This window comes from Flavobacterium glycines (assembly GCF_900100165.1).
Classification (GTDB): Bacteria; Bacteroidota; Bacteroidia; order Flavobacteriales; family Flavobacteriaceae; genus Flavobacterium; species Flavobacterium glycines.
In genome coordinates this window covers 1,553,767-1,566,282 of sequence record NZ_FNEO01000001.1, presented here as the reverse complement: position 1 = coordinate 1,566,282, position 12,516 = coordinate 1,553,767, and the positions used below count along the sequence as shown (strand labels likewise).

Here is a 12,516-nt window from a genome sequence, read left to right as displayed (position 1 = left end):
TATTATTCAGGATATTCGCTTTTAAAAAAAAGTTGTACACGAATTACACCAATTGTCACTAATTCTAATCGAAATCGAATTACACAAATTCTATCTGTTTTAATAATTCGTGTAATTAAAACTAGGGTAATTTGTGCTTGTTCGCGTAATTTGTGGCAAAAGATTTTAATTCTAGTACCTTAATCTATTATTAAGAAATTGTCATTTTATGATGAAAAGGCGTAAAACCGGTTATATAAACATGAACTCCATCTGTATGTAAAGTCCCCTGATGATAGGTGTATTCTTCACTATCTAAATTATTTACATTTTGGTGTTCTACTAATCCCGGACCTAATGCTATGCTATCTGTTCCCATACTTGCTTTGGCAAAACCCGATTTCAGAAAATAATTTCCTTTTTCGCCCAATGTTGCACCTGCAATTTCAGTTCCTTCTTTGAAACACAATTCGATTGTTATTTCAATATTTGGCGGACCATCTACCTTAAAATCTAAATTTAATGCGCCATTATTCTCTTCAATTTCAATAACCGTAGTTTGTTTTTTGACATTACTTGCTGTTCGGTTTTCAAAATCCATTTTGTTCCAAAACCTTCTGTCTTTCGACTCTGACAATTGATAATCGCCATCAGCCTTGCGAAATTCAGGCGCTAATGGTTGGTAATAATCAGCTTCTTTAGTTTCTTTTAAAATGTATTTATTTCCTGTTTTTTCAATCCCTTCGCTACTGAAATATCCCATTCTGAAAAATGACGAAGACAATCGCAGGTATTTCAATATCGCATCTCCTTTTCGATACATTAAAAAATTAGGGTTAGACGATCTTCCCGAAACAATCTGAACCGGGATATCATTGCCGCCAAACAGAGTCATCGAAGTTTTTCCACGTCGGATTCTGGCTAAATTGGAAAGGACAAAAAACTTCTCAAAATCATTTTCCAGTTTCACTTCGGCAGGAATTTGTTGCTGCAATTCCGGATTTTCCATAAAAGCTATCAAAGAATCCGATAAAATATAATGTGCAAAATCAGGATTCTTTTCAATCAAATTAACCATATGAGTAAAAATTGGATTGCCGGTATGAATCGCCATATAACGGTATTGCAAATAAAATTTAGTCACCGTGATATCCATAAACTGGTCCTGTCTTTTAGAATCAACCGTAACCAAATCACCATTAGCTTCTGTATAATAATAAGTAGTCGTCAGGTTTTTTTGAACCTTATCTAACAACTCCGGTTTATTTAACAAGCGCGCCATCGTAATTAAGGCTTTGTCAATAACTGCAGAATAAATTCCGCTTCGTTCTGAATAATGCCCGTCCTGATTAAGATAAACTCCTTCGGCCAGCCATTGGTCAATTCTGTTGGTATACCTAACATCAGGATACAGCGAATTGATATTAGCTAAAGCTGCGCTAACCACCCATCGATGATTAGGAGTATGCACGCCACCCGTTATCATAGCTTCGCCGGCATTTTGAATAAACTTCTTTAATTTCTCTTTAAGTGAATCTAAATTTTTCTGCTTATTATGTTTCAAAACCATCGCTGCCGAACAGAGGTATTCCAAAACAAAAGCGGTATCCGGCGGTGATTGTCGGTTACCTCCGGCATCAACAGTTCCGTCACTGTATTGTCCTTTCAACATAATATCCGCTGCCTGATTCAAACGTTCCACTACAATTTCAGACTTATAAAACTCCGATTTCGGGTGAGAAACAGAAGCCGTCATAGCGGCTATATCGGCTGCTACAGGACGAAAATTACTCAAACGAACATCAGCACTCACTACTGCTTTTTGAAAAATATTTTTCACATAAGCATCATTATGCAAAATGAGTTTTTTCATCAAACCTTCATCCACTTTAGCTGCCGCAGCACTAAAAAATCCATCATTTGCAAAAACAGTGTCGCTAACCAAAGCACCCAGCAATGATAGACTTCCTAGTTTTAAAAATTCGCCACGACTAATATGATTCATATTCTCTTCTTTTATTGATTAGACAATGAAAATGGTCTGTTTTCCTGAACAGTTCCCCAAGTTTTATTAGGTTGATTTCCCATTTTGAAATTCAATTTCCCTCCGTTCATAACAGAAAAATGGTCTAAATAGGTTTTATCATATTCTACTCCGTTAAAACTTAATTTTTGAATATAATTATTCCCCGAAGAAGCTCCTTTTGCATTAATAATCAACTTTTTTCCGTTTTCTAAACTCAACGTAATTTTATCAAAATGAGGTCCTGAAATCACGTATTGAGGCACTGACGGGGCAACAGGATAAAATCCTAAAGCTGAAAACACATACCAGGCCGACATTTGTCCGGCGTCATCATTGCCACTCAATCCTCCTACTTCACTACTGTATTCGGTTTTCATAATTTGGCTTACCAATTCCTGAGTTTTCCAAGGCTGTCCTGAATAGTTGTACAGGAACGGAATTTGGTGACCGGGTTCATTTCCATGCCAGTATTGTTTAGCGGCATGGAAACGATCCAAGTTGGCATTAAAGCCATTTTCTCCTCCCATTAAATTCATTAAGCCTTTTATATCCTGAGGAACATACCAAGTGTACTGGTACGGTGTTCCTTCGGTGATATAAGGTTTTCTGATAAACTTGTCAAAATCTTTCGTAAAAGTGCCATCAGCAAAACGTCCTCTTACACAGGAATCGGCTACGCTATATACATTTTGATAATTCAAAGCTCTTTTTTTCAATAATTGGGCATTCAAAGTATCTCCTTTTTTGGAAGCAATTTGCGAAAGCGCAAAATCATCAAAAGCATATTCTAAGGTTCTGGAAACTTGTTCTCCCTGATGAAAAGATTCTTTAACCTCATCTTCTAATGGGATGTAACCGTATTTTAAATAGGAAGTCAAAGCACGACGCCCTTTGCCATTAAGATAATCTGCTCTTTCAGGAGTTTTAAAAGCATTTTGCAATAAATAGCTGTATTCTTTATCCGAAATTTCGATGTTGTTTTTCATATACGCATCGGCAATTGCTGCTACAGAATGATCACCAATCATAGCTGAAGTATAACTGTTCCAACAAGGGAAAATTGGCATCCATCCGCCTTGTTCCGCCATAGAAAATAGACTTCGCATCATTTGTCCATTCACTTTTGGCGTCAACATATTAAACAATGGAAGCGAAGATCTGTAGATATCCCACATCGAAAAATCGGTAAAATAATCTTCTTTACCACTGTTCATCAATTGCTTTCCGCCGTTAAAACTCACATAAGTACCATCGACATCGTTGAAAGTTCTGGGCTGTAAATAACTGTGGTATAAAGCAGTATAGAATTTTACTTTATCATCTTTATTGGTGCCTTCTACCTTTACTTTCGAAAGCAATTTTTCCCAATTGTCTTTCAAATTTTCTTTTGCTTTAGCAAAATCTAAACCTTTAGTTTCAGCTTCTAAATTTTTTCTGGCCTGTTCAATACTGGTAAACGAAGTCCCGATTTTTGCCTCGATAGTTTCTCCTTTTTCAACCATAAAAGAAATATAGGCTCCAATGTTTTCTAAATTGGAAATCTGTGTGTTTCCTTCCAAAATTTTTTCATTTTGATACACCCCGAATTTATTGGAACTTTTACTTAACTGGACCACAAAATAGCCGCTAAATCCCGCTTTTTCTCCCCAACCCTGATAAATTCTATGTACCGGATTATAACCAACAATTTCATTTTTATCGGCATTTATCTGGATAAATCCTTCTGCTTCATCACTATTCGGATTCACAATAATATGCGCTTCACCTGAGTTTTCGAATGTAAACTGGAATAAACCACAACGCTTTGTAGCGGTCATATTCACATCAATTTTATAGTCGGCTAAATTCACATTGTAATTGTACGGAGTTGTCTTTTCAGTATCATGCGAAAAACTTGATGCCCTTTCTTCGGTTTGACATTTTAACTTACCGCTTATCGGCATAATGGTCATACTCCCATAATCCTGGACACAGGAACCGCTCAACCAATGACTTCCCCTGAAACCTGAAATTTTGGTATCCGTATAATAATAAGGTGCTATACATTTGGTTTCCGTTGCCTTAGTTTGAGCAGTCCAATTAGTCATTCCAAAAGGAACGGTAACATAAGGTACTACCTGCGCATTGTTTTCTTTTTCGTCTTCACCATGTTGCAAAGCACTAATAGTTGTAGATGGTGCTGTCCCAATTAAAGGGTTCACAAAATCAACATAATTAGTCCCGGATCGTTTTATGGAACAGGAAAAAATGAATAATAAGGTAACGGGAATGGAACTATATTTTAATAAACGGGATAAATTCATATTTATCTGTTTGTTTTTTCATGACTGGAAACTGCTTTTAAAACTCCAAAGCTTATTAGTCACAAATGAATTTATATTTTTTTAATCTGTATGTGTTATTGATGCTGTTGTAAAAATGTATTCAGGAGTAAAAAACCATTAAAACCAAACGGTATAAATTAATTAAGATGAAATTTCTTTTTGTACTTTTTTAAACAGTTGGATTTCTTTTCAAAGCAAAAAAATGCAACTATTGAATCAGTGAAGATGTATTCGAACTCAATTTATTTAAACGAAAAGCCTTTATAGAATTTCAAACACCCGGATGTATTTTTTAAGAAGAAAAGAGAAGAAGACAAAGCTTCTTCTCCTTTCAAGGGGTAAATAGATTACCAACCAACTTAACAATCAACAATAAATAAACTAATTCTAATTCCCTGCAGCATAATTTGGATTCTGAACCAAAGCAGGATTCAGCGTTAAAGCTCCAGTTGGAATTGGGAAAAGTCTGTGTTTTACATTAGAATCCGTTTTGAATCCCCAAGCACCTTCGAATTTTCCAAAACGAATCATATCATTTCTATGCCATGCTTCATGAGCAAACTCACGACATCTTTCTTCATAAAGCGTTTGTAAAGTAACACTTCCCCATGGAGTAGATGTAGTACGATTATTTCTAATTGTATTAACTAATGAAATTGGTGTATCACCTAAAGTAGCAGTTCCTCCTCTTAGAATTGCTTCTGCTTTCATTAAAAGAACATCTGAATATCTTAAAAATGGCACATCATTGTTTTGATTTCTATTAGTAGAGCCCGCATCCGGATAGAACTTAATGTTTCTGTATCCCATGTTCCATGCGATTTCATCATCACCTAAATCAAATAGTCCCACAAGGTTTGCAGGAAGTCCTCTATATGTAATTTGTTTAGATAATTCAACCTGATATGTATAACTAGCACCTCCATCAGAACCAGTATAGTAAGCATCGTAACCTTTTTTAGTTGTAGTAACTGTTACAGGAGTTACTCCATCAGCTAAATATTGTTTACCTGTCAACCATTGTTTGTTACGGATATCATTGGCATCATTTTCAAAATTAGCATAGAATTCCGGCAATGTACTTCTAGGAGCACTCGGTGTGAAAGGAAGTCCAAATCTTGTTCTTAAAGAACGTGGCACATCATAACGGGCGTGGTACATATTCCCATTAAATCCTACTGTAGAAGCTGAAGGATCATAAGGAACTGCAAAAATAAATTCTTTCATTTGAGGTCCATTTGTTGGATAGAACATTTGAAGATAAGTACTTCTTCCTTCAATAGCATATAGACCCGATTTAATTACCTCGTCACAGGCTGCAATACAATCGTTATTACGTTGTGTTCCTGTATATACCTCTGCATTTAGATACATTTTAGCAAGTAATGCATAAGCAGTATATTTATTAGGTCTTCCGTAAGTAGAAACCCCGGATGCAGCACTCAAATTAGGTATAGCCTCTTTAAGTTCTTTTTCAACAAATTCAAAAACTTCCTTTCTGGTAGATTTTGCACGAGAAGAGAAATCTCCATATTCAGTATACAAAGGCACATCTCCATAACTATCCATCATCATAAAGTAAGCAATAGCGCGCATAGTTTTTAATTCTGATATAGCCATATTCTTATCTGCTCCTTCAGGCATTGCAGTATTTAATATTGAAATAGCCTGATTACTAAGTCCAATTACTTTAGATGTCCAATCCCATAAACTTCCAACAATTCCATTATCTGCTGTCCAGTCATGAAAGTGCATGGCTATATAATTTCTACCATCAAACCAGTTACCCCCTCTAGCAGGCATAACAGCTTCATCAGTTGATATCGATTGTGACCACCACCAAGCAAATGAATATTCACCTCGAAAAGCAGCATAAACAGGACCTGTTGTCTGAATATATTGGGTAGAATTCTGTGGAAACACATCTGGTGTTAACTGAGTTGTAATTGGCACATCGAGATTTTCACACGACCATAATAGCCCAATACCTAGTATTGGTAAACTAAAATATTTAAATATCTTTTTCATAGTATTTTTTTAATAACAATTAATTCTTAGAAACTAGCTTTTAAACCAAACAATACAGTTCTTGTTTTTGGATAAAAGTTATTTGAATCTACACCAGGAGCAGTACCACCTTGTTCAACCTCCGGATCAATTCCTGAGTATTTAGTAATTACAAATAAATTGTTTACTGTACTATAAATACGTAAGCTTTTAATGTATTTATGAATTTGAGGGAAATTATAACCTAAAGTGGCATTATCTAAACGAATGTAACTTCCATCTTCAATAAAACGAGTTGAATACTTAAACGAATTCAAATCACTTGGAGACTCATTAGCTGCATCAACTAAAATATTAGTAGTCATAGCAGTAGCTGGTCTAAACAAATCGGCACGGGTAGCATTGAAAATTTTGTTACCAAATACTCCACGAATGAAAATGTTCAAATCAAAGTTTTTGTATTTAAAATCATTAGACCAACCCAATAATAATTTTGGCTGTGCACTTCCTGCATAGTGATAATCTGTTCCAATTGCCGGAGTAGTTGTCAAATTTCCATTTTTATCATAATACTGAGAAACTCCATTAGCATTTTTTCCTGCATATTGAAGCGTGAAGAATTGTCCCAATGGTTTACCTTCTTTTAAAATTTGCAATGTACTACCTGTTTGACCTCCTCCTTCTGGTTGTACTCTACGAATAGAATCTCCTCCAATGAAAAATGGATTAGTCAATTTAGTAATTTCATTTTTATTGTGTGAAGCATTCATTCCTGTTGACCAGGTAAAGTTTTTAGTTTGTACAGGAGTAGCATTCAAACTCACCTCAATACCTTTATTAGACATAGTTCCTCCATTAGCCACAATTGATCCAATTGGCACAAGAATTGGGTTCACACTATAACTAGTAATCATTCCAGTTGTTTTCTTTTCATAATAATCAACAGACCCAGATAATTTTCCTTTTAAAACTGTAAAATCAAGACCTATGTTAGCCGTAGATGTTTTTTCCCATTGTAAATCAGGGTTAGCAGCCTGGTTAGGACCATAAGCTCCAATTTGTTGACCATTATAATAGAAAGTTCCTAAACTTCCTGAGATAAATTGAGCAGTATAAGCATTAAATCCTGAAGAGTTACCTGTTACCCCGTAACTTGCACGTAATTTCAAGTCTTCAAATACTTTTTGGTCTGCCATGAAACCTTCTTTATCAACTCTCCAGGCTCCACCAATAGAAGGGAAATAACCCCATCTGTTATTAGCTCCAAATACAGATCCTCCATCTCTTCTGATAGACCCCTGAATTAAGTACTTATCATTATAGTTGTAATTCAAACGGAAGAAATCAGAAATCAAACGCGTTTTTTGATAAGCAGTACTACTTCCAAAATCAACTCTATAGCCAGATACTGAAGAATAGTTACTTAAAGCCAAGTTGTTATAACTAACATTATCAACCGGGAAATTTGTTGTTGTTGCCTGGAATCCATCTCCTAAAACATCTTCCTGCCAAGAGTATCCTAATACAGCATTAATTTTATGGTTTCCAAATGTTTTATCCCAAGTAAGGAAACTTTCAATAATATTATTAGTATTTGTATAAGTGTTTCTTAACGCCGAACCATTAACACCAAAATTGATTAAAGAGTGTACTGCTGGTGGATCAGGATTGTTGTAAAAGTTCGCACTATTATATTTTTGGTAATAGCTGTCATAGAACTCTCCGTGTAATGTAGTTGATTTTTGATAAGCTAAGTTTAAGTTATATTTTAAACCAAAAGGCAACTTAATCTCAGTTGTGAAATTCCCAACTAAATTACTTGTCTTAGTATCATCATCACCATGATTAATCAAAGCTACCGGGTTGAAATATCCGGTACTGATAAAGTTCTCAAAATAAGTTCCATCTGCATTTTTAACAGGTGAAACAGGTAAGTGATTTACCGCCTGTAAAAGTACTGTATTACGTTGTGCAACATTTTGTGCATTAGTATTTGAATTAGAAACATTCAATCCAAATTTTACATTATCATTAAAAGCATATTGCTCAATAGCCAAATGCGCAATAACACGAGAAAAATCACTTGTTAAGATAACCCCTTCTCTGTTTAAAGTAGTTAAACTAGCCATGTAATTTCCATGTTCTCCACCACCACTTATAGATAAATTATGGCTTGTAGAAAGTGCACCTGAACGTAAAATCTCTTTTTGCCAGTTTGTATTAGCTCCTTTATCATTCTCAGGAGTAAAAGCAAGATTGTTTTTAGTAACAAAAGCTCTTAATTGAGTTGCATTCATCATATCCAACTGATTAGAAACTTTTTCAAATCCTACATAAGAACTATAACTAATTTGTGCTTTTTCTTTACTTCCTTTTTTAGTAGTTACCATAATAACCCCATTTGCAGCACGGTTACCATAGATAGCTGTAGCAGCAGCATCTTTAAGTACATCAATAGTAGCAATATCATCCGGCGAAACCAATGAAATATCAACTCCAGGTACTCCATCCACTACATAAAAAGGACCTTGAGAACTATTTAATGTAGAAGCTCCACGTAGTACTACAGAAGCTTTACGGTTAGGGTCACCACTGGCTGAGATATTCAAACCCGAAGATTTACCTTGTAATAACTGCCCCACATCACTAATAGCTCCACGGTTTAATGCTTCTGCCTTAACTGATGTAACAGCACTGGTTAAGTTTTTACGTGAACTCTTCCCGTATCCTACTACAACAACTTGCTCTAAATTATTAGCCCCTGACACCAATTTAACAGTCAAATTAGTTTTAGAACCACTTAGTTTGATGCTTTGATCAGCATATCCCATAAAAGAAACTACTATAACAGCATTCGATTTAGAAACATCAAGTTTGAATTTCCCATCGAAATCCGTCATAACACCATTTTTCGTTCCACTTTCTACGACATTAGCCCCCGGTAAAGGCATGTTTTGTTCATCTACTACCTTACCAGAAACTTGCGTTTTTTGCGCCCACGAATTAATTGAAAACGCTATCAGAAAAAATAACGTCAATAATGTGAATTTGGTTTTTTTCATTTTTAATTAGTATTAGTTAATAATATTATGGTAAAATTAACAGTTAAGAACCTGTTCGAAATGGACAAATTCGTCAAAAACATATAAAATCCAATCAAAACAACCCTAAAAAAAGCCTGTTAAAAATACATTTTGCATTTTTAAAGGCTTATTTTTTTAAATTATCACTAACAAAAGCCTTAATTCACACCTAATTAACCATTATCGACCCGAATATTTCATTAATAAATCTTTAAGTTAATTTTTCACTGTTTTTTTAACACTAAAAATCAAAAACAAGGATACAATTTGAAACAAATACTCCTTACAAAAGCACTTATACCTATTATAAAGCATTCTTAAATGATGCATTCCCTTTTTTCTCCATAAAAAACACTTCAAAAAAGAATATTTAATGTTTGCAAAAATTCAATCATAAAAAACAATCAATAGACATTATTTAATTTATAAGGTAAAAAATTAGCAGCTTGAAAAATTTATCCATGTTTTTGAAACATATATCCATTTTAAAAAAAAGATATCTGCGTAATTTTGAATCATGCAAATAGACAAAGTGCTATTCACTACCAAACAAATTATTATTTATTCAATTCACATAATAAAAAGAACCAGATGAAAAATGCTAATGCCTCCGACAAGTTCAATAATCCAATGCATCAAATTGATGATTGGGAAGAAAATTTAATCGAACGCTATCCTGATCCTGCTGTAGAGAAAAAAGAAAAAGAAGAATTCAGAAATTATGTAGATTCGGAAAGAGTTGAAACCGTAAGAGAATTTTACAGAATAAATCATACTTACCAAACTTATGAATTTGTATGCGAAAAGGAGAAAGAATTTCTGAAATTTGACCGTAAAGAAATGTCTTTATGGGAAGCTGTAGATTTCCTAAACACTTTAGTTGATGATAGTGATCCGGATATCGATTTAGATCAATTCCAACATTTACTTCAAACATCTGAGGCTATCCGTGCCGATGGCCATCCTGACTGGTTTGTACTTACAGGATTCCTGCATGACATTGGAAAAGTTTTATGCCTTTTTGGAGAACCACAATGGGCTGTTGTAGGAGACACATTCCCTGTAGGATGCAAATTTTCAGATAAAATAGTTTATCCGGAATTTTTTGCTGCCAATCCGGATAGCACAAACGAAAAATACAATACAAAATACGGTGTTTACTCTCCAAACTGTGGATTAGACAAAGTAAAAATGAGCTGGGGACATGACGAATATTTATACCAAATCATGAAAGATTATCTTCCTGAACCGGCATTATACATGATTCGTTACCATTCATTTTATTCACAACACAGAGAAAATGCTTATACACATTTAATGACAGAACACGATATTGAAATGTTTGAATGGGTAAAAAAATTCAATCCTTACGATTTGTATACCAAAGCGCCTGTTAAACCAGACTCTAAAGCTTTAAGACCTTATTACGAAGAATTGGTTGCCAAATATTTGCCTGCCAAATTAAAATTCTAACAAATCACTTTCACTACCTAATATCCATTTGAAATGTTGTACAGTTATTTAGGCTTTTTTGGTTTCACTCTGCTTGTTATTCTATACACAAGCTATAAACTCAGAAAAGACAATCTGGACACTTCAAATGGATATTTTTTTGCCGGAAAAAGCTTAACTGCCCCTGTAATTGCGGGCTCTATGCTTCTAACAAACATTTCTACCGAACATTTAATAGGAATGAACGGGAGTGCTTATAAAAATGGTATTATAGTAATTGCCTGGGAAGTAACATCAGCAATTGCCATAGTCATAGCAGGCATTTATATCATTCCCCGATTTATGAAAATGAAACTCACCACTATTCCGGAGTTTCTTGAAAAACGATTCGATGCAAGTATCCGCTCAGTTGTTGCATTACTGTTGATGAGTTCCTTTGTAGTTACCCTGTTACCCATTATTTTATATTCCGGTGCGATTAATATTGAAAGTATCTTTGATTTCTCAACAGTATTTTCGATTTCAAAAAAAGAGTCATTGATTTATACAATACTCGCAATTGGCATCTTAGGATCTGCCTACTCCATTTTTGGAGGTTTAAAAGCAATTGCATTTTCAGACTCACTCAACGGTGTTGGACTGATATTAGGAGGCTTATTAATTCCCACAATTGCGTTGTACCAAATTGGAAAAGGAAATATTTTTACCGGAGTAAGCAGCATTTATCATTTTGCACCAAAAAAATTTGATATCATCGGAAGCGAAGACTCTATACTTCCCTTTTCTACACTTTTTACAGGATTAATGATTAACCAAATTTATTTTTGGGGAATGAATCAAACGATTGTCCAACGAGCATTAGGGGCAAAAAATTTGGAGGAAGCTCAAAAAGGGCTGATTATTACCGGTATTTTCAAATTATTAATGCCGCTGATTATTGTTCTTCCCGGATTAATTGGCTACTACTATTTTCAGGAAGAATATTATGCTAAACCCGACTTAATTTATCCATTATTAGTTAAAAAGGTACTGCCTAGCTATCTCTATGGTTTTTTTGCCGCAGTAATACTTGGCGCTGTCCTGAGCACTTTTAACAGCATATTAAATTCGGCAAGCACCATCTTTTGCATCGATATTTACAAAAAAACTTTTAATAAAAATGCCACCGATGAAAAACTGGCTCACTTTGGCAAAATATCAGCTGCAATTCTTGCTGTTTTATCCATTTCTGTAGCTCCATTAATGGCTTACGCTCCTTCGGGACTGTATTTTTTATTACAAGAATTAAACGGAATCTTTTTTATACCCATTTCTTCTGTATTAATAGCAGGATTATTTTTCAAACAAATTAATGCTGTTGGTGCTAAAGCAGGACTATTTTTTGGCCTCATTTTTTACATCTTAACCTCATTTATACTTCACCTAAATATCCATTTTGTACATTTATGGGGAATAGAATTTGTTTTGAACTTTATCATCATGTTCATGTTCTCAAAATATTATACTAATGTCAAAACAAGCAGCGCATATATAGAGCAATGGACAACTAATGACGAAAAACCCTGGTCAGGAATGAATCTGGCCGGAAGCATTTTAATATGCTTAACCGTATTAATTTACATCATGTTATCTTAAAAATTCATAA

General features: G+C 34.5%; 6 protein-coding genes. 2 read left to right on the top strand and 4 right to left on the bottom strand.

Going from position 1 to position 12,516, the window contains the following annotated elements; all coding sequences use genetic code 11:
* Positions 1 to 190 precede the first annotated feature (190 nt).
* From BLR17_RS06310 to BLR17_RS06295, 4 genes are all read right to left on the bottom strand, one after another.
* Positions 191 to 1,984 (bottom strand): hypothetical protein, encoded by a 1,794-nt coding sequence (locus BLR17_RS06310; protein WP_074517133.1) that lies wholly within the window; start codon positions 1,982 to 1,984, stop codon positions 191 to 193.
* 11 nt (positions 1,985 to 1,995) lie between these two features.
* The gene (locus BLR17_RS06305; RefSeq protein WP_066326710.1) at positions 1,996 to 4,308 is read right to left on the bottom strand and encodes a GH92 family glycosyl hydrolase; all 2,313 of its coding nucleotides are present in this window, start codon (positions 4,306 to 4,308) and stop codon (positions 1,996 to 1,998) included.
* Positions 4,309 to 4,716: 408 nt separating this feature from the next.
* Positions 4,717 to 6,357 carry a RagB/SusD family nutrient uptake outer membrane protein gene (locus BLR17_RS06300; protein ID WP_066326711.1) on the bottom strand — a complete coding sequence of 547 codons (1,641 nt, stop codon included), beginning with the start codon at positions 6,355 to 6,357 and terminating at the stop codon, positions 4,717 to 4,719.
* A gap of 26 nt (positions 6,358 to 6,383) precedes the next feature.
* Positions 6,384 to 9,398 carry a SusC/RagA family TonB-linked outer membrane protein gene (locus BLR17_RS06295; protein ID WP_066326712.1) on the bottom strand — a complete coding sequence of 1,005 codons (3,015 nt, stop codon included), beginning with the start codon at positions 9,396 to 9,398 and terminating at the stop codon, positions 6,384 to 6,386.
* Between the two features lie 612 nt (positions 9,399 to 10,010).
* Here BLR17_RS06295 and BLR17_RS06290 point away from each other — a divergent pair.
* Positions 10,011 to 10,892 (top strand): inositol oxygenase family protein, encoded by an 882-nt coding sequence (locus BLR17_RS06290; protein ID WP_066327511.1) that lies wholly within the window; start codon positions 10,011 to 10,013, stop codon positions 10,890 to 10,892.
* A gap of 33 nt (positions 10,893 to 10,925) precedes the next feature.
* Positions 10,926 to 12,506 (top strand): solute:sodium symporter family transporter, encoded by a 1,581-nt coding sequence (locus BLR17_RS16415; RefSeq protein WP_066326714.1) that lies wholly within the window; start codon positions 10,926 to 10,928, stop codon positions 12,504 to 12,506.
* Positions 12,507 to 12,516 lie beyond the last annotated feature (10 nt).

What these genes read in the sequence shown, in the direction of transcription:
- BLR17_RS06310 (WP_074517133.1), bottom strand. Translation starts at nt 1,984, where the DNA reads ATGAATCATATTAGTCGTGGCGAATTTTTAAAACTAGGAAGTCTATCA.
- BLR17_RS06305 (WP_066326710.1), bottom strand. Translation starts at nt 4,308, where the DNA reads ATGAATTTATCCCGTTTATTAAAATATAGTTCCATTCCCGTTACCTTA.
- BLR17_RS06300 (WP_066326711.1), bottom strand. Translation starts at nt 6,357, where the DNA reads ATGAAAAAGATATTTAAATATTTTAGTTTACCAATACTAGGTATTGGG.
- BLR17_RS06295 (WP_066326712.1), bottom strand. Translation starts at nt 9,398, where the DNA reads ATGAAAAAAACCAAATTCACATTATTGACGTTATTTTTTCTGATAGCG.
- BLR17_RS06290 (WP_066327511.1), top strand. Translation starts at nt 10,011, where the DNA reads ATGAAAAATGCTAATGCCTCCGACAAGTTCAATAATCCAATGCATCAA.
- BLR17_RS16415 (WP_066326714.1), top strand. Translation starts at nt 10,926, where the DNA reads ATGTTGTACAGTTATTTAGGCTTTTTTGGTTTCACTCTGCTTGTTATT.